The organism is Micromonospora sp. NPDC007271, from assembly GCF_040634005.1.
Classification (GTDB): Bacteria; Actinomycetota; Actinomycetes; order Mycobacteriales; family Micromonosporaceae; genus Micromonospora.
The window spans coordinates 1-23,250 of record NZ_JBEYER010000106.1; the positions used below are offsets into that span (position 1 = coordinate 1).

At 73.6% G+C, this 23,250-nt stretch carries 23 protein-coding genes; 15 read left to right on the plus strand and 8 right to left on the minus strand.

Annotated features, from left to right (window positions below; all coding sequences use genetic code 11):
- Positions 1-95: 95 nt before the first annotated feature.
- Positions 96-1,541 (minus strand): M20/M25/M40 family metallo-hydrolase, encoded by a 1,446-nt coding sequence (locus ABZ570_RS28235; protein WP_358070030.1) that lies wholly within the window; start codon positions 1,539-1,541, stop codon positions 96-98.
- Positions 1,542-1,650: 109 nt separating this feature from the next.
- Between ABZ570_RS28235 and ABZ570_RS28240 the strand changes: the two genes are divergently transcribed.
- Together ABZ570_RS28240 and ABZ570_RS28245 are read left to right on the plus strand one after the other, a co-directional pair.
- Positions 1,651-2,949, plus strand: coding sequence for an NAD(P)/FAD-dependent oxidoreductase (locus ABZ570_RS28240; RefSeq protein ID WP_358070033.1), 1,299 nt, complete (start codon positions 1,651-1,653; stop codon positions 2,947-2,949).
- Between the two features lie 155 nt (positions 2,950-3,104).
- Positions 3,105-3,833, plus strand: coding sequence for a DUF981 family protein (locus ABZ570_RS28245; protein ID WP_358070036.1), 729 nt, complete (start codon positions 3,105-3,107; stop codon positions 3,831-3,833).
- Positions 3,834-3,894: 61 nt separating this feature from the next.
- On the opposite strand, the gene ABZ570_RS28250 is transcribed toward ABZ570_RS28245, so the two are convergent.
- A complete protein-coding gene (locus tag ABZ570_RS28250; protein ID WP_358070039.1) occupies positions 3,895-4,872 on the minus strand; it encodes a DUF2267 domain-containing protein in 978 nt (325 codons plus the stop codon).
- Between the two features lie 184 nt (positions 4,873-5,056).
- Here ABZ570_RS28250 and ABZ570_RS28255 point away from each other — a divergent pair, with 184 nt between their 5' ends.
- The 4 genes from ABZ570_RS28255 (at position 5,057) to ABZ570_RS28270 (ending at position 6,830) form a co-directional block, all read left to right on the plus strand.
- Positions 5,057-5,371 (plus strand): hypothetical protein, encoded by a 315-nt coding sequence (locus ABZ570_RS28255; protein ID WP_358070042.1) that lies wholly within the window; start codon positions 5,057-5,059, stop codon positions 5,369-5,371.
- Between the two features lie 72 nt (positions 5,372-5,443).
- Complete coding sequence (locus tag ABZ570_RS28260; RefSeq protein ID WP_358070045.1) at positions 5,444-5,659, plus strand: STAS domain-containing protein; 216 nt, start codon at positions 5,444-5,446, stop codon at positions 5,657-5,659.
- A 69-nt stretch (positions 5,660-5,728) separates the two neighbouring features.
- Positions 5,729-6,175, plus strand: a complete 447-nt coding sequence (locus ABZ570_RS28265) for a response regulator (RefSeq protein WP_358070048.1) — start codon at positions 5,729-5,731, stop codon at positions 6,173-6,175.
- Positions 6,176-6,296: 121 nt separating this feature from the next.
- The gene (locus ABZ570_RS28270; RefSeq protein WP_358070051.1) at positions 6,297-6,830 is read left to right on the plus strand and encodes an ATPase; all 534 of its coding nucleotides are present in this window, start codon (positions 6,297-6,299) and stop codon (positions 6,828-6,830) included.
- Between the two features lie 7 nt (positions 6,831-6,837).
- Here the strand turns inward: ABZ570_RS28270 and ABZ570_RS28275 are convergent, their stop codons facing one another.
- Positions 6,838-7,617, minus strand: a complete 780-nt coding sequence (locus ABZ570_RS28275; RefSeq protein WP_358070089.1) for a hypothetical protein — start codon at positions 7,615-7,617, stop codon at positions 6,838-6,840.
- Between the two features lie 385 nt (positions 7,618-8,002).
- Here ABZ570_RS28275 and ABZ570_RS28280 point away from each other — a divergent pair, with 385 nt between their 5' ends.
- A complete protein-coding gene (locus tag ABZ570_RS28280; RefSeq protein WP_358070053.1) occupies positions 8,003-8,953 on the plus strand; it encodes an endonuclease/exonuclease/phosphatase family protein in 951 nt (316 codons plus the stop codon).
- Between the two features lie 4 nt (positions 8,954-8,957).
- On the opposite strand, the gene ABZ570_RS28285 is transcribed toward ABZ570_RS28280, so the two are convergent.
- Entirely contained in the window at positions 8,958-9,386 is a 429-nt protein-coding gene (locus tag ABZ570_RS28285; RefSeq protein WP_358070056.1) for an OsmC family protein, read from the minus strand.
- A 101-nt stretch (positions 9,387-9,487) separates the two neighbouring features.
- Positions 9,488-10,435, minus strand: coding sequence for a serine/threonine-protein kinase (locus ABZ570_RS28290; RefSeq protein WP_358070059.1), 948 nt, complete (start codon positions 10,433-10,435; stop codon positions 9,488-9,490).
- A gap of 185 nt (positions 10,436-10,620) precedes the next feature.
- Between ABZ570_RS28290 and ABZ570_RS28295 the strand changes: the two genes are divergently transcribed.
- The 4 genes from ABZ570_RS28295 (at position 10,621) to ABZ570_RS28310 (ending at position 14,470) form a co-directional block, all read left to right on the plus strand.
- Entirely contained in the window at positions 10,621-10,851 is a 231-nt protein-coding gene (locus ABZ570_RS28295) for a hypothetical protein (protein WP_358070062.1), read from the plus strand.
- 468 nt (positions 10,852-11,319) lie between these two features.
- Positions 11,320-12,060 (plus strand): response regulator transcription factor, encoded by a 741-nt coding sequence (locus ABZ570_RS28300; protein ID WP_358070092.1) that lies wholly within the window; start codon positions 11,320-11,322, stop codon positions 12,058-12,060.
- Entirely contained in the window at positions 12,038-13,546 is a 1,509-nt protein-coding gene (locus ABZ570_RS28305) for an ATP-binding protein (RefSeq protein WP_358070065.1), read from the plus strand. The genes ABZ570_RS28300 and ABZ570_RS28305 overlap by 23 nt, the downstream gene beginning before the upstream one ends.
- A gap of 132 nt (positions 13,547-13,678) precedes the next feature.
- Positions 13,679-14,470 (plus strand): helix-turn-helix transcriptional regulator, encoded by a 792-nt coding sequence (locus tag ABZ570_RS28310; protein WP_358070095.1) that lies wholly within the window; start codon positions 13,679-13,681, stop codon positions 14,468-14,470.
- Between the two features lie 72 nt (positions 14,471-14,542).
- Here the strand turns inward: ABZ570_RS28310 and ABZ570_RS28315 are convergent, their stop codons facing one another.
- A complete protein-coding gene (locus ABZ570_RS28315) occupies positions 14,543-14,932 on the minus strand; it encodes a VOC family protein (RefSeq protein WP_358070068.1) in 390 nt (129 codons plus the stop codon).
- 179 nt (positions 14,933-15,111) lie between these two features.
- Between ABZ570_RS28315 and ABZ570_RS28320 the strand changes: the two genes are divergently transcribed.
- From ABZ570_RS28320 to ABZ570_RS28335, 4 genes are all read left to right on the plus strand, one after another.
- Entirely contained in the window at positions 15,112-15,261 is a 150-nt protein-coding gene (locus ABZ570_RS28320) for a hypothetical protein (protein WP_358070071.1), read from the plus strand.
- A 5-nt stretch (positions 15,262-15,266) separates the two neighbouring features.
- Entirely contained in the window at positions 15,267-16,682 is a 1,416-nt protein-coding gene (locus ABZ570_RS28325) for a methyltransferase domain-containing protein (RefSeq protein ID WP_358070074.1), read from the plus strand.
- Complete coding sequence (locus ABZ570_RS28330) at positions 16,675-18,720, plus strand: sulfatase-like hydrolase/transferase (RefSeq protein WP_358070077.1); 2,046 nt, start codon at positions 16,675-16,677, stop codon at positions 18,718-18,720. Before ABZ570_RS28325 ends, ABZ570_RS28330 begins: the two co-directional genes overlap by 8 nt.
- Positions 18,721-18,925: 205 nt before the next feature.
- Positions 18,926-20,209, plus strand: coding sequence for a citrate synthase (locus tag ABZ570_RS28335; protein ID WP_358070080.1), 1,284 nt, complete (start codon positions 18,926-18,928; stop codon positions 20,207-20,209).
- 72 nt (positions 20,210-20,281) lie between these two features.
- On the opposite strand, the gene ABZ570_RS28340 is transcribed toward ABZ570_RS28335, so the two are convergent.
- Together ABZ570_RS28340 and ABZ570_RS28345 are read right to left on the minus strand one after the other, a co-directional pair.
- Positions 20,282-20,971, minus strand: a complete 690-nt coding sequence (locus ABZ570_RS28340) for a fasciclin domain-containing protein (RefSeq protein ID WP_358070083.1) — start codon at positions 20,969-20,971, stop codon at positions 20,282-20,284.
- A 77-nt stretch (positions 20,972-21,048) separates the two neighbouring features.
- Positions 21,049-23,166 carry a M14 family zinc carboxypeptidase gene (locus ABZ570_RS28345; RefSeq protein WP_358070086.1) on the minus strand — a complete coding sequence of 706 codons (2,118 nt, stop codon included), beginning with the start codon at positions 23,164-23,166 and terminating at the stop codon, positions 21,049-21,051.
- Between the last annotated feature and the right edge of the window lie 84 nt (positions 23,167-23,250).

Genomic DNA, 23,250 nt, shown 5'->3' on the forward strand with positions numbered 1-23,250 from the left:
CCGCCCCGGCCGGAGCGATAGAAGAAGTCGGCATCCTCGTGTACGTCGGCCCGCCAGCGTCCGATGCTGGCGGGGCCCGCGACGTGGTGTTCCGGTCAGCTGCCCGGCTTCGGGAAGGCGACCGGGCTGCGGTGCCCGTCCCGGTCCACGGCCCGTACGCCGAAGAAGACGTTGTCCTTGGAGAGGTCGATGGTCACCTCGGTGACGTCACCGACCGGTAGCACCTTCTGCCACTCGGCGGCCGTGGTCTCCCGCCACACCACCTCGTAGCCGGCGAGGTCCGGTTCGGGGCCGCGCTGCCAGCGCAGGGTGGTGTCGTTGGTCAGGTTGGTGGTGACGACCGTGACCCGCTTCGGGGTGCCCGGCGCCTGCGCCAGCGACCAGAGCGTCGCGCCGTTCACCCGGGCCACCCGGGTGATGTAGTCGAAGTCGCAGAACTCCGGCAGGTCGCCGTACTGGACGCCGTCGACCACCCGGACATCCTGGTGCTGGTGGGCGAAGTCCTCGTTCGGCTCGGTGAACCGGCCCGCCGGCCAGCCCTCGCGCAGGAACGAGATGTGGTCGCTGCCGCGCAGGTAACGGTCCCGGCGGTAGATCACGCGGACCCGCATCCCGGTGGCCCCGTTGTCCGCCACGTCGCTGACGAACCGGGCGAGCTGTCGGGAGGGCGAGTCGTTCTCGCCGCCGACGGACTGCCGGGTGCTCGCCTCGGACGCGGTCTCCGCCGTCGGCACGCCCTCGGCGAAGAGCCGGACGCTACGCGGGTCGCGGGTGCCGTCGTCGGCGGTGCTACTTCCGACGATGTCGTTGCTGAACATCCCCTGGACATCGGCACCGGCCGCCTTGAGCTGCTTCGCCAGGTACGCCGAGCCGTACAGGTTCTGCTCCTCCCCGGCGACGGCGGCGAAGACGATGGTGGCCTCGGTGCGCCGGGTCGCCATCACCCGGGCCAGCTCCATGACCACCGCCACGCCGGAGGCGTCGTCGTCGGCGCCCGGGGCGTCGCTCACCGCGTCCATCACGTCGGTGGCGCGGGAGTCGTAGTGGCCGGTGATCACGTACACCCGGTCGGGGGTGACGTCGCCGCGCAGGGTGGCCACCACGTTGGTGATCCTGGTGGCGGTCGGGATCCGGGAGGCGGGCTGCTGCACGTACGACTGGAGCTCGACGGTCATCCGGCCGCCCGAGGCGGCGGCGTACCCGGAGAGCTGGTCGTAGATCCAGTCCCGGGCGGCGCCGATGCCCCGGACGGGGTCGTCCTGGCTGGAGAGGGTGTGCCGGGTGCCGAACGCGGCCAGCCGGCGTACGGTGGCCTCGATCCGGTCCCGGTCGACCTCGCGCAGCAGCGCGGTCAGCTCCCGGTCCGGCTGCTGCGGCTGTAGCGGATGGCCGGGGCCGGGGGGCGAGACGGTCTCCTCGGCGGCGGCCGGCGTGGCGGCGAGCGGCGCGGCGACGGTGGCGGCGGTGGCCGCGGCGGAGGCGGTCAGGAAGGTGCGCCGGGTCGTCCTCGTGGGATGCCCGTGTCCGGTGTGACTGTTCATGACCGCATGCTGCCCGGCCGCATGTAGCGCTGTCTATGTTCACCCGACGGAAGGAGTCGGCCCGCGACCGCTACGTTTGCCGGGCGTGGCGACGGGAACGGCAGCGGGCATGACGAAACCTCGTGTGGTGATCGTGGGGGCCGGGTTCGCCGGATACCACGCGGCGAAGACGTTGAGCCGGCTGGCCGGCCAGCGGGCGGAGATCGTCCTGCTGAACACGACCGACTACTTTCTCTACCTGCCGTTGCTGCCCGAGGTTGCCGCCGGGGTGGTCGAGCCGACCCGGATCGCCGTGCCGCTCGCCGGCACCCTGAACGGGGTCCGGGTGGTGATCGGCGAGGCGGACCAGGTGGACCTGCAGAACCGCTGGGTCGGCTACCACTCGCCGGAGGGCGACCACGGCCGGCTCGCGTACGACCGGCTGGTGCTCTCCGTCGGCAGCGTCAACAAGCTGCTGCCCATCCCCGGGGTGACCGAGTACGCGCACGGCTTCCGCGGCCTGCCCGAGGCGCTCTACCTGCACGATCACGTGGTCCGGCAGATCGAGCTGGCCGAGCTGACCGAGGACCCGGCCGAGCAGCGGGCGCGGACCACCTTCGTGGTGGTGGGCGCCGGCTACACCGGCACCGAGGTCGCCGCGCACGGGCAGCTCTTCACCGACCGCCTCATCGCCCAGCGCCCCCACCTCAAGGTCCGCCCGCGCTGGATGCTGCTCGACGTGGCGCCCCGGGTGCTGCCCGAGCTGGACCAGCGGATGTCCACCACCGCCGACCGGGTGCTGCGCCGGCGTGGGGTGGACGTGCGGATGGGCACCTCGGTCTCCGAGGCCACCCCGGACGGGGTCATGCTCACCGACGGCGAGTACGTCCCCACGTGCAGCCTCATCTGGTGCGTCGGGGTGCGTCCCGACCCGTTCGTCGCCGAGCTGGGACTGCGTACCGAGCGGGGGCGGCTGGTGGTCGACGAGTACCTCACCGTGCCCGGCCGCCCCGAGGTGTACGCCTGCGGCGACGCGGCGGCGGTGCCCGACCCGAGCCGGCCCGGGCAGATCTGTGCGATGACCGCGCAGCACGCGCAGCGCCAGGGCAAGCTTGCGGCGCACAACATCGCCGCCTCGTACGGGCAGGGCACCCGGAAGCCGTACAAGCACTACGACCTGGGCTGGGTGGTCGACCTGGGCGGCAAGGAGGCGGCGGCCAACCCGCTGAAGGTGTCGCTGTCCGGCCTGCCGGCGAAGGCCGTCACCCGCGGATACCACCTGTTCGCCATGCCGGGGAACCGGCCCCGGGTGGCTGCCGACTGGCTGCTCGACGCCAGCCTGCCCCGCCCGGCGGTGCGGCTCGGCCTGGTGCCGGCGCACGCCGTACCGCTGGAGAGCGAGTCGCCCGAGGTGGTGCACCGCGGCTGACCCACGGCGGGTGACGGCCCCGGGCCCGGTGGTCGGACGCCCAGCCCGACCGCCGCTGGTTTTCCTCCCCCGATTGCGGGAACCCGCCCGTGCGTTTCCGCCGCACCACGCGCGTGGCCCGTGCGGCAGAGGCAGCGTAGGCGAGGGAGGACGGGATGTCCGGGACACTGGCCCAGCAGGGCCTGAAAATCAACTGGGCGGAGATGCCCACGTACAACACGATCATGGCGCTGGCCGCGGGGGTCGGCCTGCTGCTGATCGTGGCGCTCGGCTGGCAGATGATGACGGACCGGCCGATCGCCACCGAGGGCTGGGCGATCGCCTTCGCGATCCTGGGCGCGATCCTCTTCGTCACCGGCCTGCACATGACGCTGACCTGGCCGCTCGCGCCCGGCGGCTTCGCCTTCGACAACATCATCTTCGGCGAGCCGGCGCTCGGCTTCGGGACGCTGATGCTCGGTGCGGCGATCGTCCTCTGGCGGCGCGGTGCGGTCTTCGCCGAGGCGTCGCTGGAGGACGGCGGGCTCCGGACCGAGCAGGTGCGCCGCCTGCTCTGGCCGATTTCGATCTTCGTGTTCGCGCTGGGGCTGGCCTGCTTCGGCATCGCCGCGGCCGGGTGGACCTACACCCTCTTCGCCGCGCCGCCCCAGGAGCCGATCTCGGGCGCCTTCGCGGAGTACCCGCTGATCGAGGCGACCTTCATCTCCGGCCTCTACGTCCTCGTCGGGATCGGTGCCGTGCTCACCCCGTTCGCCCTGATCCGGCTGAACCGGGTGCTGCTGGCGATCGTCGGGGTCGCCTGGGCGATCGCCGGCATCGCCTTCACCCTGTTCGGGGCGCTGAACTACTTCACCCACATCGGGCTGATCATCCACACGATGTAGGGGCGCACGGTCAGCCGGTGTCCGGGCCGGCGGGCGCGGTGCCCGCCGGCCCGGGGCCGGCTCACCCGGCGTTGATGCCGGCGCCGGCCTCGTCGATGGCGTCGTCGATCCGCCGGGCCAGGTCCACGTCCAGCGCCGTCACCCCGTCGACCTGCTGGGTCTGTACCGTGATCACGGCGCTGTCCGGGTCGGGTCGGCCGATCTGCGGGGCGCGCCCGGTCTCGGCCCGGAGCTGGTCGAGGCGGTCGAGCACCCGGTCCAGGTTGCCGGCCGGCAGCTCGATGGTGCGCACCAGCGACTGCCGGTCACTGGACCAGTACGGCAGCCGGGCGAGCACGTCGCGCAGCTCCTGCTCGTCCAGCGGCGCGGTGGCGGACTTGGGCCCCACCAGGCCGCCGCCGGGAGACGGTGGCGCCAGCAGGTCCCGCAGCCCGTCCGGTACGTGCAGCGACTCGACCAGCTCGCCGTCGGCGTCCGCCAACGCGGCCAGGGTCGCCTCGGCCTGGTAGCGCGCCTGCTCCGGGGTGAGGCGGCTGCGGCGGCCCACCTCGGCCAGGAAGCCGGGCAGGTCCCGGTGTCGTCCGACGCCCTCCACCGGCACCACGTCGTGCAGCTTCAGCGGCACCGCCTCGAGCAGCCGTCGGCGCGCGGCCTCGTCCAGCGCGCAGGCGAGCGCGAGCACCGTCGCCTCCGCCGCCACCTTGGCGGTGGAGAAGTCGACCCCGGCCCGCCGGCTGACGTCCTCGACGAGATCCCGGTAGCCCAGCGTGGTCACCCGCCCGGCACCCGGGGCCTCGTCCGGGCGGGGCCGAGGACGTTCCGGGACACCGGCCGGCGGCGGTGCCGGACCGCCACGCGTGGTGTCGGGCTTGTGCCGCCCCGCCGGGGGCGGGCCGGATCGTTCCCGCTGGTCCAGCGAGGTGATCTGCTTGGACGCGCTCAGGCTGGCACCGGTCTGGCTCGGCCGCCGACCGCGCTCCCGGGCCTCCCGGGCCAGGGCCCGGCGGCGCTGGTTGTCGCCCTCCATCTGCTTGCGCATCGTCGCACCTCGTTCCTCCTCGGTTCCGCCTTCCGCGGGTCGCCTTCCCGGCGCCGGGCGGAAGGAAACGGGACCGGGCGGTCGGTGAGCTTCATCCGACGGGGGTGAGGACTCCTCACCCGCCGGTGTTCCACGATCGGAGTGGACCGGAAGACTTCCGACGCACGCGGAAGGAAAGGTCGTCATGAAGAGGATCATCGAGATCGTCCCCGCCCGCCCCGGCTGGTACGCCCGGTGGCAGGTCACCCCGGAGGCCACCCGCTGCTACCCGGTGGCGCTGTGGGCGCTGCTGGAAGAGCCCGACGGCACCGGCCGCGAGGTGATCGGCGTCGACTGTGTGGGCCAGTGGCCCGGAGCGGACGACAACGAGGCGGGTGGGAACTTCGTCCGCTATCTCTTCCAGACGCCTGATTCCGGCACCCCGGAGGACGCCGAGTCGCCGACCACGGCGGAGCTGCGCGAGTCCGGCCCGCGCCGGCAACCCGTCCCGGCCTCCTGAGCCACCCTCCCCGGCCCCCGGCCCCTGGTCCCAGGGTCGGGGGCCCTCCCTTGTCCCGGGGACCGCGTACAATTGCTGGACTGCAAAAGATCTGTTCGGGCAGCGTTCTGCGACTCGACCGGCATCGCCGCCTTCGTCCGTGGCGACAACCGCGCCTCCGCCGCGGGAGGCTGGCTACGCCTCACCGCGACCGGCCGGGTGGCCCGGGTGCTCCAGCTGACGGGCTTGGCGGAGGTACTGCGCTACGAGGAAGATGCTGCGGACCCGGCCGCGCCGGCCGGCCCGTGATCGGTTACATTTCCCCGCCATCAGGTGACCACCCGGTCCTTGAGCCGCCGAGACGAAGCAGGTAATCCCATGGGTCCAGGCACCCAGAGCCCCGTGCGCATCCTCGTGGTGGACGACGACCCGGGGGACGTGCTGATGATCGAGGAGGCCCTCGCCGACTCCGACGTCGAGAAGGTTATCGACGTGGTCAACGACGGCCAGGAGGCGATGGAGTTCCTCCGGCGCGAGGGGCGGCACCGCGAAGCCCGGCGCCCCGACGTCATTCTGCTCGACCTGAACATGCCCCGGATGGACGGCCGGCAGGTGCTCGGCACGGTCAAGCAGGACGAGGACCTGCGCACCATCCCGATCGTGGTGCTGACCACCTCCAACGCCGACACCGACATCCTCGGCAGCTACACCCTGCAGGCCAACGCGTACGTGACGAAGCCGATGGACCTGGACGCCTTCAACGACGTGGTGCACCGGATCGACGAGTTCTTCGGGCGTGTGGTGGTGCTGCCGAAGCGTTCCTGAGCCGGAGGCCGGCCCCGGGCTCGGATACTGAACATTTTTGGCGAACCGCCGCGGCCGTGGCCGCCACCGAGCACCATCGGCAGGTGGGGAAGAAACACCAGCTGCCTGGGGGGCGACAAGGATGAGGTTCTCCGTGGTTGAGACCGGCTACGACCAGCGGCAGGTGGACTCCTGCCTGGATGAGCTGGGGATCCGGTTGGTCCGGCTCGCGGCGCGCGCGGAGAGCGCCGCCGGCTCCGGTCGCGAGTGGGACCGGATCCGGCAGGAGGCGACGCACCTGTGCGACTTCCTGCGCCGTCGGACCGCGTCGGACGAGGACGCCGCGGCCGTGCGGGCCGGTGCGACGCGCGTCGAGCGGGAGGCCGCCGAACTGCTGGCCCGGGCGCGCGGTGAGCTGGAGGCCGCTCGGGAGGAGGCCCGCCGGGTCCGCGAGCAGGCGTACGCGGAGGCGCTGCGGGCGCGCCGCGACGTCGAGGCGGCGCTGCTGGCCCGGCACCGCCGGGAGGCCCTGGTGGCGGAGATCCTCTCCGGGGCACGCGTCGAACCGGTCCCGTCGGACACCCCGACCGCCGCGGCCGGGGTGCCGGCGACCCGGGCGGCCACGGGTGCTCCCGGCGATCCCGCGACCGGGCCGACCGAGCGGAGCGCCGCCTGAGCCCGGCTCAGACGAGCGCGGCCACCACCGTGGTGGCGCGCTCCTCGTGCTGCGCGTACGCGTCGGGGAAGGCGGAGACCTGCACCGCCTGGGCCGCCTCGGTCAGGCTGAGCTCCGCCCAGCCCGGCACCTCGGCGAGCGCCGTGAAGAAGGCACGGGCCGCGTACGCCGGCCGCATCAGCTGGGCGACGGTGCCCCAGCCGCTGCTGGGTCGCTGCTGGAACAGCCCGACCGAGTCGTGGTCGGAGCCGCTGCCCTGATGCGGGTAGTCGGATGACTCCGGCAGGACGTCGCTGGCCAGGTTGTACAGGTCGCTCTCCTGCATGGCCGTGGCGACGGCCACGACGAGTGCCCGGCGCGGCATCTTCATGGCCCGGCCGACGTCGACGATCACCTTGGCGTTGTCCATCTGGCGCTGGTCGAGACCGGCGACCGGGCGGGGACGCTTGGGCGGGGACGGCTTCTTCGGCGCCTTCCTGGTCGGGGTCGGACTGGGGGTGGCGACCGGGATCGGGGTGACCGGCACGGCGACCGGGGGAGCGGCGGTCCGTTCGAAGGCCCGGGAAGCCCGCTCCTGCGTGGCGGCGCGGTCGGCCAGCACCTCGCGGACCGGCTCGTGGCGTTGCCCGGTGTCCCTGGTGCCGACGACGCCGATCAGGCCGAGGCAGCAGGCCACGCCGGCCGCGAGGGTGACCCGGGCGGGGGTCGACGTGAGCTGGCCGCGCCGCGGCCTTGCGGCCCGGTGCCGGGCGGTCCTCCGTTTGGCTGATGCCGGGTCAACTGTCAGGCCACAGACGCAGGTCGCGGTCTGGTTCTGGGGCGAGGGGGAGTCGGGGTGCACCCGGAGAGGCTAGAAAGCTTCGCGACGCTTGCCACCAGGCTGGTTAGTGGCATGCGCCACAATTTGCCATGATCCGCCCGGTCATTACGCTCAGCGAATCATGAAAAGGGTCCTTCCGGCTTTTCGAACTTTCCGACAATGCCGGAAACGGCCCAACGAAGGGCACTGATGATCGTTTTTGCCTTGGTTCGATCGTGTCTCCTCCGTTCGGCCGAGGTGTACCCCCGTCACCTGTGGCCCGTGACTCCACCGGTGGAACCGGCCGGATCGTGGTCGGGGTGTACCGGGATCTCGGCCACCGCGGCCACCCCGGCTCGATACGATGCGGACGGTGACGGAGCAGATGGTCGATGAGCGGGCTGCCGGTGATCCGGCCGGGCGCCGGCACCGGCGAGGGCTGGTGGTCAGCGCCGTCGCCGTCCTGCTCGCCCTGCTGCTCGTCGGCCACCGGGCGGTGCCCAACGTGCACGGCCTGGGCAGCCTGCTCGACAGCGCCACCCCGTTGCTCGGGCTGGGCGTACCCCTGCTCGGGCTCGCGGCGCTGCTGCGCCGCTCCCGGTGGGCGCTGCTCGCGGTGCTGCTGCCCGCGGTCGTCTGGGTCGGGCTCTACGGCGGCGTCTGGCTGCCGTCCGCGGCCGGCGCCGGGCCGCCCTCGCTCCGGGTGGCGAGCCAGAACCTGCGCTCCGGGAATCCCGACCCGGCCGCGACGGTCGGCGCGCTCGCCGCCGTGGACGTGGACCTGATCGGGCTGCAGGAGGTCGACGACGACGACCGGGTCGACGCCGCGCTGCGGCAGCGGTACCCGCACCGGGCCGCGGTGTCGACGGTCGCGCTGTGGAGCCGCTGGCCGATCCGGGACTCCGTCGGGGTGGACACCGGTCTGGGCTGGGATCGGGCGCTGCGCGCGGTGGTCGCCGCCCCGCAGGGCGACCTGGTGGTGTACGTGGTCCACCTGGGCTCCGCCCGCGCCGGGCACACCGCCACCCGCGACGAGACCCTCGCCGCGCTGGCCGCCACCGTGCGGGCCGACCCGGCGTCCCGGCTGGTGGTGCTCGGTGACCTGAACACCGCCCCGACCGACCGGGTCTTCGTCCCGCTCACCCGGCTGCTGCGCGACGCGCAGGCCGACGCCGGACAGGGCTTCGGCTTCACCTGGCCGGCGGAGCTGCCGGTGACCCGGCCCGACCACGTGCTCTACCGAGGGCTCACCCCCACCCGGGCGGGGGTGCTGCGCACCCCGGACAGCGACCACCGGGCGGTGACCGCCGGCTTTCGCTGGTGACGCGTCAGCGCCGCCCGTTCTCGGCGGGCGTGACGGTCAGCCGGTGCCGGCTGGCGTCGCCGCTGGAGAACGGCCAGAGCCGGTCGGCGTTGGCGACCAGGTCGGCCAGCTGCTTCCGGGTCAGCCCGGCGGAGGAGATCTCCGCGTGCACGTCCGCCCGGTACCGGCCGTCGTCGTCGCGGCCGAGCTTCGCCTCCGCGGTCACCTCGACGGTGTGCGCCTCGTCGGTGATCTCGGCGGCCGCCTCCACCGCCGCGTGGTGCAGGCAGGAGGCGAACGCGGCGGCCAGCAGCTGTTCGGGCGTCAGACCGGTGCAGTGCGGCGCCAGTGGGGACGCCAGAGCCGTGGAGAGCCCGCCGTCCTCGGTGCGTACATGACCCCCCGCGGCGGTCGCCGTGGCCTTCTCGGGCAGCCAGGAACTCGGATTCGGCATCGCGCTCCTCCCGTCAGTCACCCGCCCGGCTACCCGGCCCCCGCACCCCGAAACCGGGCTCGGGCCGGGTGCCTCGGCCAGGCGCGCCGGCCGGGCGGGCGTCAGCGGATCGCCCCGGTCCCGCGGGCATCGGCGGCCATCGCCTCGGTGGCCTCTGCGGCGGCCCGGTCCGTCCACCGGGGCACCGGTGCCAGGCGATGCCGGGGCGGCGCCGCCAGCATCGGCACGTACACCCGGGCGTCCACCACCTCGGCGAGCAGCAGCGCGGCCATCAGGCTGGTCGGCCGGGCGGCCGGCTCCTCGGCGAGGCAGCGACGGCACAGGTCGGCGACCTCGGCGGGCAGGCCGTCGATCTCGGGCAGCGGCTCCGGCGGCCGGCGCCGGCGCGTGCCGAGCAGCTGGGTGGTGCTGCCGGCGGCGTACGGGAGCCGGCCGGTCAGGCAGTAGTAGAGCAGCACGCCGAGGGCGTACAGGTCGGCGGCGGGAGTGGCCGGCCGCCGGTCGAGCTGCTCCGGCGCCAGGTACGCGGGGGTGCCCAGCACGATGCCGTCCGGGGTGTGGTCGGGCGTGCCGGTCGGGGCGGCGATGCCGAAGTCGAGCACCTTCACGCCGGACGGGGCGAGGATGACGTTCGCCGGCTTCACGTCACGGTGCACGATGCCGTGCGCGTGCGCGGCGGCCAGCGCCGCGCTCACCTCGGCGCAGACCCGCGCCGCGATCCGCCAGTCCAGCGGTCCCCCGCGCAGGTGCGCGGCGAGGGTCTCGCCCTCGGCCAGTTCCATCACGATGTACGGCAGCTCCCGGCCGTCCGCGGCGGTGGCGGTGCCGAAGTCGTGGACGCTGGCCACGTTCGGGTGCACGAGCCGGGCGGCCGCGCGGGCCTCCGCCCGGATCCGCTCGGCCGAGCCGGCCTCGCCGTCCAGCCCGGGGGAGATCAGCTTCACCGCGACGGTCCGGTCCAGGACGAGGTCGTGGGCCCGCCACACCTCCGACATGCCGCCGACGCCGACGCGCAGTTCGAGCTCGTACCGCCCGCCCAGCGTCCGCATCGGCCTCGCCTCGCCCTCGTCGCCGTCCGCCGGCTCGCACACCGGTGTTGCGCTCGCGGTACCCGGGCCCCGAGCAGGGCAAACCGCCGGGGGTTCCCGGTGCGGGACCGGCCGGTGCCGGGTAGCTTCCCGGGCAGGGACGCCGTGACGTGGCGTGCCGGCGGGCGCGAGCGGAGGGGGCGGGAGTGGCTCTGGTACGCGTACGGTTCGTCGGCGGGCCCGCCGACGACCTGGTCCGGGACCTGCCCGCCGATCCTGACGGGGGGCCGCCGCAGCGGTGGATCATGCGCCACCCCGACCGCCCGGCCCCCGGCGGTGGCGAGGCCGACCACCTCTACGAACGCGACCACCGCGACGGCTGGGGCACCTGGACCATGCGGTACGTGCGCACCGACCCCTTCGGCGCTACCGAGTGAGAGAGTGCCGCAGCTGATCGTCCGCACGGACTCCGCCGGGCGTACGGTGAGCCGTAACTCCCTGTCACGTTTCCTCCCGCCACGGAGGCGGGGCAGACCTGACTTTGCTCTGCAGCCATATACGCAGCAGCCACGCACAGTTCCCCGCTGCGTAGGTGGCTGCAGAGCAAAGGGCGGGTGAAGGTGGGTGTGGTGCCCGGCTCTGATCATGGATTTCCGCTGGTCGCGCGGCTGGCGCGGGGGCGGCCCCGCAGGGTGGGCACGACCAGTGCCGTCACGCGACGTGACAGAGCCGCCTCCAGCAATGGCCTGCACTCAGGGTTACAGCCGATCGCGGAAGCAGGCGGTCGGTGGGTCACCCGACCCCCGCCACGCCCCGTCAGGGGGCGGCCGGTGGGCCGCGCAGCTGGTACACAGGATCGGGACAGCCTCGGCACAGCGGACACGCCCACGATGGGGGACATGGCTATGGAGGGGCAGGCCGCGCAGGGCCGGATCGAGCTGCGCCGACCGGACGGCGAACCGGTGCGCGTGCTGGTGGTGGACGACGAGCCGACGCTCACCGACCTGCTCTCGATGGCCCTGCGCTACGAGGGCTGGCAGGTGGCCGCGGCCGGCAACGGGATGACCGCGATCAGCGCCGCCCGGCAGTTCAAGCCGGACGCGGTGGTGCTCGACGTCATGCTCCCCGACCTGGACGGGTTCCAGGTGCTGCGCCGGCTGCGTGAGGAGGCCCCGACCGTGCCGGTGCTCTTCCTGACCGCGCGGGACGCGGTGGAGGAACGGATCGCCGGGCTGACCGTCGGCGGCGACGACTACGTCACCAAGCCGTTCAGCCTGGAGGAGGTGATCGCCCGGCTGCGCGCCCTGCTGCGCCGCTCCGGGTTCGCGGTCGCCACCCGCGAGGATGCCGTGCTCATCGTCGGCGACCTCAGTCTCGACGAGGACAGCCACGAGGTACGCCGGGATGGCGACCTGATCACCCTCACCGCGACCGAGTTCGAGCTGCTGCGCTACCTGATGCGCAATCCGCGCCGGGTGCTCAGCAAGGCGCAGATCCTCGACCGGGTCTGGAACTACGACTTCGGTGGGCAGGCCAACGTGGTCGAGCTGTACATCTCGTACCTGCGCAAGAAGATCGACGCGGGCCGCGAGCCGATGATCCACACGCTGCGGGGCGCCGGCTATGTCCTCAAGCCCGCGGAGTGACCGGGCCGGGCGGCTGCGTGGCTGGCTGGCGGGCTGGTCGCTGCGCCGCCGCCTGGTGCTCTCCGTGGTGGCGCTGCTCGCCGTGGTCAGCGTCGGCATCGGCGGGCTGACCACGATCGCCCTGCGGCACTTCCTCGTGGCCCAGGTCGACAACCAGCTCAAACTGGGCGACCGCCGCCCCGGTGACGTGCCGTCCTGGTTCCGCCAGTCCGGCGACCAGCGGTGGCCCGGCCGGGCCAGCGAGCCGGCGTCCCCCGAGCCGCCACGCGGCTTCCCGCCGGGCTCGATCGCGGTGCGCGTCGCCCACGGCACCACGCAGGCGACGACCCGGGCCGAGGGCGGCGGCCTCGAGCAGGTGCCCGCCGCCCAGGTCGCCCCGCTGGCCGCGCTTCCCACCGACGGCCGGCCGCACACGGTCGACCTCGACGGCCGGGGCGACTATCGCGCGGTGGCCCGGCAGATGCCCGACTCCGACCTGATCGCCGTGGCCATCCCGCTGTCCGGCGTGGAGCAGACGGTCATGTGGATGCTGGTCGCCCAGGCGGGGGTGGTCACCGCCGGGCTGCTCATCGCCGGCAGCCTCGGCGCGCTGATCGTCCGGGCCGCGCTGCGCCCGCTGAACCGGGTCGCCGCCACCGCCACCCGGGTCACCGAACTGCCGCTGGACCGCGGCGAGGTGGCGCTGTCGGTCCGGGTGCCGGCGGCCGACACCGACCCGCGGACCGAGGTGGGTCAGGTCGGCGGTGCGCTCAACCGGATGCTCGGCCACGTCGCCGCCGCGCTCGCCGCCCGCCAGGCCAGCGAGACCCGGGTACGCCAGTTCGTCGCCGACGCCAGCCACGAGCTACGTACCCCCCTGGCGGCGATCCGGGGGTACGCCGAGGTGGCCCGGCGCGGCCGGGACGAGGTGCCGCCGGACGTGGCGCACGCGCTGCGCCGGGTGGAGTCGGAGAGCACCCGGATGACCAGCCTCGTCGACGACCTGCTGCTGCTCGCCCGCCTCGATTCCGGCCGACCCCTCGCCGCCGAGCCGGTGGACCTCACCGCCCTGGTCGTGAACGCGGTCAGCGACGCGCACGTGGCCGGCCCCGACCACCGCTGGGAACTCGACCTGCCCGACGAGCCGGTCAGCGTCACCGGCGACGCCCACCGGTTGCACCAGGTGGTGGCGAACCTGCTCGCCAACGCCCGGGTGCACACTCCGCCGGGTACCACCGTCACCACCCGGCTCGCGTCGGTGGCCGACGGCGTCGAGCTGACCGTCAGCGACGACGGCCCCGGCATCCCGACCGGCCTCCAGCCGGAGGTCTTCGAGCGCTTCGCCCGCGGCGACAGCTCCCGCTCCCGGACGCACGGCAGCACCGGCCTCGGCCTGGCCATCGTGGCCGCCGTGGTGGAGGCCCACCACGGGCGGGTCGACGTGTCCAGCCGACCCGGCCGTACCGTCTTCACGGTGCGGCTGCCGGGGTCCACCTCCGACGCATAGGTCGTTCATGGGGCCGGGCCAGCGGGGCACCGAAGGCTGGCCGCCATGGACAAGACCGAGAGTCTGCTGACCGCGCCCGCACCGGAAGCGACCGCCACCGGCCCGGCCCCCGCGGCGTGGCAGGGTGAAGAGATGTACCGGGAGTGGGCGGCGACGGGGATTCGTGGCGCGGTCGTGTGGTGCGGCGTCGCGGCCGGCGGGGCGCCGACCCGGGTGCTGCCGGACGGGTGCCTGGACCTGCTCTGGTCCAGCCGGTCTGGCCTGCTGGTCGCCGGTCCGGACCGGACCGCCCACCTCTCGGTCAGCGCACCGGGGGAGCGCTGGGTCGGGCTGCGCCTACCGCCGGGCGTCGGGCCCACGGTGTTCGGGGTGCCCGCCGACGAGTTGCGGGACGAACGCGTTCCCTTCGCCCAGCTGTGGGGGCGGGCGGCCGGCGAGCTGACGGCGCGGGTCGACGCCGCGCGGGAGGCGGCCGCCGCCCCTGCACCCTGGTCGCGTCGGACCGGGCCACCCGCTTGTCCTGAGCTGCCCGAGGCCGTGCCGGCGGGCCCGGAAACCCTCCCGGCCGTGCCGGTCGCCGCGCTGCTGGAGGCGGTCGCGGTGGCGCGGCTGCGGGCCGCCGGCGGTCCCGATCCGCTCGGCGCGCGGGTCGCCGCCCGGCTGGCGGCCGGCGCCACCGTGGCCGCCACAGCCGCCGAGGTCGGCCTCGGCGCCCGGGCTCTGCACCGGCGCAGCCAGGCCCTCTTCGGGTACGGGCCGAAGACCCTCGCCCGCATCCTGCGGATGCGCCGGGCCCTCGACCTGGCCCGCGCCGGCACCCCGCTGGCCGAGGTCGCCGCCCGGACCGGGTACGCCGACCAGGCGCACCTCACCCGCGAGGTGAAGGACCTGGCCGGAGTCCCCCCGACCCACCTGCTGCCCTGACCGTCCGTCGCCCCGCCCAGCTGTAAGGAGGGGCCCCTTGTTATGCACCAGGCGTTAACAAGGGGCCCTTCCTTACAGGAGGGCGAACAGGTCGACGGCGTTGCCGTCGGGGTCGTGCAGGACCGCGTACCGCTGGCCCCAGTCGGCGTCCCAGGGCGGCAGGTGCCCGTGGTGGCCGGCGGCGGTCAGCTCGGCGTACCAGCGGTCGACCTCGCCCGCGTCGGCGCAGCGGAAGGCCAGGCTCGTGCGCGGGCTGCCGGTGGGCGGGGCGAAGCCGGGGTCGAAGCCCTGGATCGTCGCCACGGTGTCCCAGGCCAGCCGGACGCCGTTGGCCAGGGTCACCTCCACGTGCGGCTCGCGTTCGGCGCCGGCCGGGAGCGGCACCCCCAGGCGGCGGTAGAAGTCCAGCGTGCGGCCCATGTCGGTGACGACCATGCCGACGAGATCGAAGTGCGGTGTCATGCCCGCCGACGGTAGGGGCCGCCGGGCCGGGTGTCTTGAACGTAACGGACGGGGGCCGAGTGACCCGTGCGGCCACTCCGCGGGGCCTCGGCGGGTACGGTGGAGGACAAGTCCGGCTTAAGGCGCGTAATTGGCTAAATCGGGCCGGCCTCCATCAACGGCGAGGGAAGGGAGCAGCCGTGACGCACCTGGCCTACCTGGATGCGGGATCCGGCAGCCTCATCGTGCAGGCGGTGGTCGGCGGGGTGGCCGGAGCGGCAGTGGCCGCCAAACTCTACTGGCGACGACTGGTGAACCGCTTCCGCCGGCAGCCCACCGACCAGGGCTGATCGGCGTGGCCGTCTCCGACCTCGGCACCCGGGTGGATCCGGGCTCCTTCCGCGATCCGGGCAACCGGGTCCTGCATCGGCGCGGCGAGGTGCTTCGCGGTCTCGACGAGCGGTCCGCCCGCGACTGGCGGGCCCTCGCCGCCAGCGACTTCTTCCGCGACCTGCTCGCCGCCGGCAAGGTGTGCGGCACCGAGGAACTCGTCCCGACCCCGGTCGACGTGCCGTGGGCCGCGGTGCTGCGGCACGAGCGCATCCCGTTCGTGTCCCACCCGTACGAGTGGTCGTACGGGATGCTGCGCGAGGCCGCCCTGCTGCACCTGGAGATCCTCCGGTCCGCGCTGGCCGCCGGCTTCACCACCAAGGACGGCTCGGCGTACAACCTCCAGTGGCGGGGCACCGCGCCGGTCTTCATCGACGTCGGCTCGTTCGAACCGGCCCGCGACGGGGAGCCGTGGGCCGGGTACCGGCAGTTCTGCCAGACCCTGCTCTATCCGCTGCTGCTCCAGGCCCATCTCGGGCTGGACTTCCAGCCCTGGCTGCGGGCCCGGATCGACGGCATCGAGGCGGACCAGATGCGCCGCCTGTTCTCCGGCGTGCGCCGGCTGCGCGCCGGGGTGCCCACCCACGTCCACCTGCACGGCGCCATGCAGGCCCGCCACGCGGGCACCAGCACCAGCGAGGTCCGCGCCCAGCTGCGGGCCGCCGGCTACTCCCGTGAACTGGTGCTGGCGACCGTACGCGGCCTGGAGAGGCTGGTCCGCCGGCTCGATCATCGGCCGGGGGAGAGCCACTGGTCGGACTACCAGCGCACCTGCGCGTACTCGGTGCACGACCGGCGGGCGAAGGAGAGCCTCGTCGACCGGGCGGCGGCCGAGGCCACGCCGGGCCTGGCGCTCGACCTGGGCGCCAACGACGGCCGGTACGCCCGGATCGTCGCCCGGCACGCCGAGTACGTGGTCGCCGTCGAGCAGGACCCGGCGGTGGTCGACGCGCTCTACCGGGCGCTGCGCACCGAGGGTGAGCGGCGGATCCTGCCGCTGGTGATGGACCTGGCCGATCCGTCTCCGGGCGGGGGCTGGCGGGGCGTCGAGCGGGCCGGCTTCGCCGACCGGGCGCGGGGCGACCTCGTGCTCGCCCTGGCCCTGGTGCACCACCTGGCGATCGGCCGCAACGTCCCGCTGGCCGAGGTGCTGGACCAGCTCGCCGGGCTGACTGCGCCGGGCGGCACGCTGGTCGTGGAGTTCGTCCACGCCGAGGACCCGATGGCCCGCCGGCTGCTGGCCAACCGGCCGGACGGGCTCTTCCCGGACTACCGGCGCGAGGCGTTCGAGCGGCTGCTCACGGCCCATGGCCGGACCGTCCGCCGGGTCGAGCTGCCGTCCGGCACCCGGACGCTCTACCAGGTGGTGGTGGGTGGCTGAGCGCACCCTCACCCCGCCCGAGGCCCGCCCGGCCACGCCCGCGCGGCCCGGGCGGCGGAGCGCGTGGCGGAGCGAGCTGGGACGGTCGCTGGAGGTGGTGGCGCTGGTCGGGCTGGTGGTCACCCAGCCGCTGCTGGACGTGCTCGGCCGCAGCCCCGACTTCTTCCTGTTCCACCGCGCCTCCCCGGCCGACGTGCTGCTCCTGGTGGCCCTGATCGCCGTCGTGCCGACCGTGCCGTTCGCCCTGCTGGGCGCGGTCAGCCTGGCGGTCGGGCGGATCGTGCGGGCGGCCGTGCACACCCTCGTGGTGGGGCTGCTGCTGGCTGCCCTCGCCGTCCAGGTGGGGCGGCACGCCACGCCGCTGCGGGGCGTACCGCTGCTGGTGCTGGCGGGCATGGTCGGCGTCGCCGCGGCGGTCGCGCACCGGCGGTGGCGGGCCCCGGGCCGGGTGCTGCGGGTGGCCGCGGCCGGGCCCGTGGTCTTCGTCGGCCTGTTCCTCTTCGCCTCGCCGGCCTCGGCGGTGGTGCTGCCCCGGGGACACGCCGGGCCGACCGGGGTGGCCGGCGCGGGCACCCACCCGCCGGTGGTCATGATCGTCCTGGACGAACTGCCGCTGGTCTCGCTGCTCGGCCCGGACGGGCGGATCGACGCCACCCGGTACCCGCACTTCGCCGAACTCGCGGCCGGGTCGACCTGGTACCGGAACGCCACCGGGGTGAGCGGCTGGACGCCGTACGCGCTGCCGGCCATGCTGAGCGGCCGCTACCCGGCGGAGCCGGTCGCCCCGCACTACTCGCGGTACCCGGACAACCTGTTCACCGCCCTGGGCGGGCTGTACGAGGTGAAGGCCGAGGAGAGCATCACCCGGCTCTGTCCGCCCAGCCGGTGCGACCAGCCGGCCAGCCCGGAGCAGGGACTCGGCGTGCTGGTCCGGGAGAGCGGCAAGCTGCTGCGCCAGGTCACCGCGCCGGTGGACAGCCAGGTCGACCCGGAGAACTCGTACCGCGAGCTGACCCGGGCCGAGGCGGGGCTGGACGCCGCGGAGCCGGTCCCGGCGGACCCGAAGTTCCGGTGGGACGCCCTGAACGACAACCAACCCGCCCGGTTCACCAGCTTCCTCGCCGGACTGCGCCCCTCGTCGCGCCCCACCCTGCACTTCCTGCACCTGCTGATGCCGCACGCGCCCTGGCGGTACCTGCCGTCCGGGGCGCAGTACGCCGCGCCGGAGGACCTGCCCAACGACGGCGCGGGCTGGGTCGACCTGGCCCGCCAGCGGCACCTGGCCCAGCTCGGCTACACCGACCGGCTGATCGGCGAGACCCTGCGGGCGCTGCGGGCCACCGGCCTCTACGACCAGGCCCTCGTCCTGGTCACCGCCGATCACGGGGTGAGCTTCCTGCGCGACTGGCAGGGCCGGGGGATGGACGCCATCAACCACGCCGCCGAACAGGTCGCCTGGGTGCCGCTGTTCGTCAAGGAGCCCGGCCAGCAGGCCGGCCGGATCGACGACCGGAACTGGCAGCACGTCGACCTGCTGCCCACCATCGCCGACGAGACGCACATCAGGGTCCCGTGGCACATGGACGGCCGCTCGGCGAAGCAGCCCCCGCGCGACCGCGCCGACAAGCTGTTCTACGACCGCCCGGGCGAGCCGGTGCCGATCGCGGGCGGGGTGCCGTCCCCGCCCGCCCCGTCCGCCCCGGATCCGCTGGTCGGCACCCGGGTCGGCGACAAGCCGACCGGCGGCACGGCCACCGTGACGAACCTGGCGGCGTTCCGCGCCGTCGATCCCGCGGCGGGCGAACTGCCGGCCCTGGTCTGGGGCACCGTGCCGGCCTCGGTGCGGGACGGGACGAAGCTCGCGGTGGCGGTCAACGGCACCGTGGGCGCGGTCGTCCCGGTCGTCCCGCCCGACCAGGGCGGCCGGCGGTTCGCCGCCTTCCTTCCCGACGACCGGCTCTTCGTCGCCGGGGCCAACCGCCTGGACCTCTACCTGGTGGGTGCCGACGGCGGCCTCCGACGCCTCCGCCTGTCCTGACTGCTCACCTCGCGCTTCGGCAGCCTGCCGACCACCCCGCTGCCCCGGGGTGGTCGCCGTCGCCCGGGGTTTCCCGGCCGGCCGGTCGGGAATCGGGTGACGCATACCTCACCACTGAACCACGACGAGCGGTGTCCTCCGGACCGTAAGTACGGTAAAAGCGAAGGCAACTCAACGAAGATCTTGCCGGCGAAGCGAGGAACAGATGACGGAAGTCAAGCTCGACCACCCCGGTGGCCAGCTGTCGATGCCGGTGCAGCCCGCGGTCGAGGGGCCCGCCGGGATGAAGGTGGGCAACCTGCTCAAGGAAACCGGTCTCACCACCTACGACCCCGGTTTCGTCAACACCGCGTCCTGCTCGTCCGCGATCACGTACATCGACGGTGACGCGGGCATCCTGCGGTACCGGGGCTACCCGATCGAGCAACTGGCCGAGAAGTCCTCCTTCCTGGAGGTCTCGTACCTGCTGATCTACGGCGAGCTGCCGACCCAGCAGCAGCTGACCGAGTTCAGCGAGCGGATCCGGCGGCACTCGCTGCTGCACGAGGAGATGCGCCGCTTCTTCGACGGCTTCCCGCGCGACGCGCACCCGATGGCGGTGCTCTCGTCGGCGGTCAGCGCGATCTCGACCTTCTACCAGGACAGCCTCGACCCGTTCGACTCCGAGCACGTGGAGATGTCCACGGTGCGGCTGATGGCGAAGGTCCCCACCATCGCCTCGTACGCGTACAAGAAGTCGATCGGCCAGCCGCTGCTGTACCCCGACAACTCGCTCGGCTACGTCGAGAACTTCCTGCGGATGACCTTCGGCGTGCCGGCTGAGCCGTACGAGGTCGACCCGGTGGTCGCCCGGGTGCTGGACATGCTGTTCCTGCTGCACGCCGACCACGAGCAGAACTGTTCCACCTCCACCGTGCGCCTGGTCGGCTCCAGCAACGCCAACCTCTTCGCCTCGGTGTCGGCCGGAGTGAACGCCCTGTTCGGCCCGCTGCACGGCGGCGCCAACCAGGCCGTGCTGGAGATGCTCCAGCGGATCCAGGCCGACGGCGGGGACGTCCGCTCCTTCGTGCAGAAGGTGAAGGACAAGGAGGCCGGCGTCAAGCTCATGGGCTTCGGCCACCGGGTCTACAAGAACTACGACCCGCGTGCCGCGATCGTGAAGAAGGCCGCCCAGGACGTGCTCGGCCGGATGGCCAAGCCGGACCCGCTGCTGGACCTCGCGATGCAGCTGGAGGAGATCGCCCTCGCCGACGACTTCTTCGTCTCCCGCCGGCTCTACCCGAACGTGGACTTCTACACCGGCCTGATCTACAAGGCCATGGGTTTCCCGACCAAGATGTTCACGGTGCTCTTCGCCCTGGGCCGGCTGCCCGGCTGGATCGCCCAGTGGCGCGAGATGATCAACGACCCGGAGACCAAGATCGGCCGCCCGCGCCAGATCTACACCGGCTCCGCCGAGCGGGACTACGTCCCGGCCGACAAGCGCTGACCTCCGGCTGACGGCGAAGGCCGCCGACCCCTGCGGGGGCCGGCGGCCTTCTCGCGTACGCGGGTGCGCGGGTCAGTGGCTCTTGTGGCCCGTGCCCGCGGTGACGGGCAGGTTGCCGAGCACCCGGTTGATGATGTGGATGCGGGCGTCGGTGGCCCGGTAGTCGGCGCACACGGTGTCGGCCCTGTCGGCCAGCCGGGCCGTCGTCCCGCCGCCGGTGACCCTGATCTTCGTCCCGGCGAGCGTGGTGACCTCGCCGGCGGCCACCAGGTCGGACAGCGACAGCGATCCGGCGACGAGGTGCTCGCGGAGCAGGCCGCGAAGCTTGTCCTTGTCCTCGATGAAGAGCTCGTCCAGGTTGTCCTCGGAGAAGTGCGCCGCGAAGGCGTCGTCGGTGGGGGCGAGGATGGTCTTGCCGGACAGTTCGGCCGTCAGGCCGGCGGCCCGTACCGCCGCCTCGAACGTGGTGAGCACCGGGAGCCACTGCAGGGCCTCCGCCGGCGGCTTGCCGGCCAGCGACGCCGGGTTGCCCGGCTCGGTGCCGGCGGGCAGCGCGTCGCACAGCGGCCCGCGGACGCTGGCCGCCCCCGTCCCGCCGCCGGCCGCCGCGGCCGCGCCGCTGGTGGTGGTGTCGGCGCCGGTGCAACCGGCGAGGACCAGGGACAGGCCCAGCGCGGTGAGGGCGGCCAGCCGGCGCCCGGGGAGACGACGGCCGGGCCGCCGGGACCGGGGGCGGGAAGGTGGGATGCGGGGCTGGTCCACGGTGTACTCCAGGTCAGTTGGGCCGTACCGGCTGGCCCGGCCCGGAGGCCGGCCCAGCCGGTACGACGATCAGCGGGTCAGAGACTCGCGCACTGGTCGCGCTTCGGGCCCTGCACCGAGTTGGCCACCTCGAGGTTGACCGGGGCCGCGGCGTTGCCGCTGCACTCCAGCGGGCCGGTCACCGTGTTGGCCGCCACCAGGGGCGCGTTGGCCCGGTTGTCCGACACCACGACCGGACCGTCGACCGTGGCGTCGACGACCACCACCGGGCCGGTGGTGCCGGTGACCCGGACCGGGCCGACGACCTTGCTGTCGGTCAGGAAGACACCCGCGGCACCAGTGGCCTCGACCGGGCCGGTGAACGACGTACCGGTCGCGACCAGCGTGGCGCCCGGCTGGACCCGGACCGGGCCGGTCACCGTGGCGTCCTTCAGGCAGGCGAAGCCGGAGACCACCAGCTTGCCGTTGTGCTTGCCGGTCAGGGTCGGGTAGACGCGCTCGGCGTCCACCAACTTCTCGACGCCCAGCCCGTCGAGCAGCAGCGGGATCAGGCCCCGCTCCGGCTGCGCCAGCGGGACGACGTAGCCGTCGGAGGTCTTGACGACCTGCCAGCCGTGCGCGGCGATGCGCTCGGCCACGGTGGTGACCCGGCCGGCGGGACCATCGGTGCGCGCCCCGTGGTACTGCTCCTCGGTGAGCTTGTACGCGCACGGCGCGGTGTCGAGGATCAGGTTGTCCTTCGGCGCGTCGATCGGCGGCGGGGCCTCGCCCGGGTGCGGGGCCGGGTGCGCCTCGATCGGGCGGGAGCCGCGGAAGACGATCCGGCCGGTGTTCGACACCTGGAAGGTGATCGCGTCGGCCCGCGCCGTGGTGATCTCCTTCAGGTTCGCCCGGTGGTAGTCGAGGAACTGGTTGAAGGTCCACAGCGCGGAGTAGGTCTTACGCCGCCGGTTGTTCGCCGTGTTGCCCTCGTCCGGCCGGGTGGTGCCGCCGGAGCTGCGCAGCTCGAGCAGGGAGTTGACCACGTTCTTGAGCCCGGCCGTGTTACGGAGGATCGTCTCCTCGCTCAGGCCCACGCTCCCGCCGCCGTTACACCCGTACGGGCACGGCCACCAGCCGTCCTTGGCGCCCTCGGTGTACATGTGGCCCTCGATCATGTGCTGCGACTCGTCGAAGATCGACTGGGCCACGTTCTGGTGCCGCGGCGGCAGCATCGGCAGGTCACCGGCGCTGGAGTTGCCGAACTCGTGGCCGTCGTAGCTGGCCACCGGGTGGTAGTCGCGCAGCATCTGCACGAACGCCGCGGTCTCCGGCTGGCGGATCAGCGAGTAGTCGCGGTTCAGGTCCTGCCCGGTGGAGTTGCCCCGGGTGTTCGCCGCCCGGCCGTCGCCGTTGATGGTCGGCACGATGAGCACGGTGGTGTGCGACAGCAGGTCGATGGTCCGGGCGTCGTTGCTGAAGGCCAGCTTGCGTGCCATGATCAGGCAGGCTTCCCGGTCACCGGGCTCGTTGCCGTGCACGTTGCAGTTGATCAGCAGCGGCGAGGTCTTGGCCACCGCCTCCGCGGTGGCCGGCGGGGTGGGGTAGCCGAGGACGAACATGTTGATCGGGCGGCCGAGCACGGTCTTGCCGATCTCGGTCACCCGGACGCGGTCGCTGGCCGCGTCGAGCGCCGCGGTGTAGGCGTACTCGTTGACGTCACTGGTGTACTGCGCCGCCAGGGTGGTCTCCCACTGGGTACGCAGGTTCTCGCCCGGCACGTTCGGGTCGCCCCAGGGGGCCGAGGTGGTGCCGGACACCGGCTCCGAGTACGGCTGGGCGGTGGTCCCGAAGCGGGCGCGGACCCGCCACTGGAACTGGGTGCCCGGGTTGAACCCTGCGTCGGCGAAGGTCGGCGACTCGTTGTTGATCTGGCGGTTCGGCCGCCAGACGCCGGTGATCACGGCGGGGCCGGTCGCCGAGCCGTCGGCGGCGACCGGGGTGCGCTCGATCTGGTAGTCGGTGGCGCCCTCGACCGGGGTCCAGGCGAGGGTGGCGTAGCCGTCGCCCTGCACGACCGTGAGGTTCTTTACCTGGTTAGGTTCGGCCTGGGCCGTGACACCGGCCGGGTCGGCCAGGGCGGGTGCGGGTGCGAAGGTCGTCGCGAGGGTGGCGGCGAGCAGGACGGAGAAGATGGTCGTCCGTCTGTCTCTCATGGAAGCTCCAGAACAGGTGGGATGACACGGGTGGGGAAAGCAGACGACAGCCGCGCCGCCGATGGTCGTCCGGGCGGGTTTTCT

Coding starts and splice junctions, on each gene's coding strand:
- ABZ570_RS28235 (WP_358070030.1), bottom strand. CDS start 1,541: ATGAACAGTCACACCGGACACGGGCATCCCACGAGGACGACCCGGCGC.
- ABZ570_RS28240 (WP_358070033.1), top strand. CDS start 1,651: ATGACGAAACCTCGTGTGGTGATCGTGGGGGCCGGGTTCGCCGGATAC.
- ABZ570_RS28245 (WP_358070036.1), top strand. CDS start 3,105: ATGTCCGGGACACTGGCCCAGCAGGGCCTGAAAATCAACTGGGCGGAG.
- ABZ570_RS28250 (WP_358070039.1), bottom strand. CDS start 4,872: ATGCGCAAGCAGATGGAGGGCGACAACCAGCGCCGCCGGGCCCTGGCC.
- ABZ570_RS28255 (WP_358070042.1), top strand. CDS start 5,057: ATGAAGAGGATCATCGAGATCGTCCCCGCCCGCCCCGGCTGGTACGCC.
- ABZ570_RS28265 (WP_358070048.1), top strand. CDS start 5,729: ATGGGTCCAGGCACCCAGAGCCCCGTGCGCATCCTCGTGGTGGACGAC.
- ABZ570_RS28270 (WP_358070051.1), top strand. CDS start 6,297: ATGAGGTTCTCCGTGGTTGAGACCGGCTACGACCAGCGGCAGGTGGAC.
- ABZ570_RS28285 (WP_358070056.1), bottom strand. CDS start 9,386: ATGCCGAATCCGAGTTCCTGGCTGCCCGAGAAGGCCACGGCGACCGCC.
- ABZ570_RS28290 (WP_358070059.1), bottom strand. CDS start 10,435: ATGCGGACGCTGGGCGGGCGGTACGAGCTCGAACTGCGCGTCGGCGTC.
- ABZ570_RS28300 (WP_358070092.1), top strand. CDS start 11,320: ATGGAGGGGCAGGCCGCGCAGGGCCGGATCGAGCTGCGCCGACCGGAC.
- ABZ570_RS28305 (WP_358070065.1), top strand. CDS start 12,038: ATGTCCTCAAGCCCGCGGAGTGACCGGGCCGGGCGGCTGCGTGGCTGG.
- ABZ570_RS28310 (WP_358070095.1), top strand. CDS start 13,679: ATGTACCGGGAGTGGGCGGCGACGGGGATTCGTGGCGCGGTCGTGTGG.
- ABZ570_RS28315 (WP_358070068.1), bottom strand. CDS start 14,932: ATGACACCGCACTTCGATCTCGTCGGCATGGTCGTCACCGACATGGGC.
- ABZ570_RS28335 (WP_358070080.1), top strand. CDS start 18,926: ATGACGGAAGTCAAGCTCGACCACCCCGGTGGCCAGCTGTCGATGCCG.
- ABZ570_RS28345 (WP_358070086.1), bottom strand. CDS start 23,166: ATGAGAGACAGACGGACGACCATCTTCTCCGTCCTGCTCGCCGCCACC.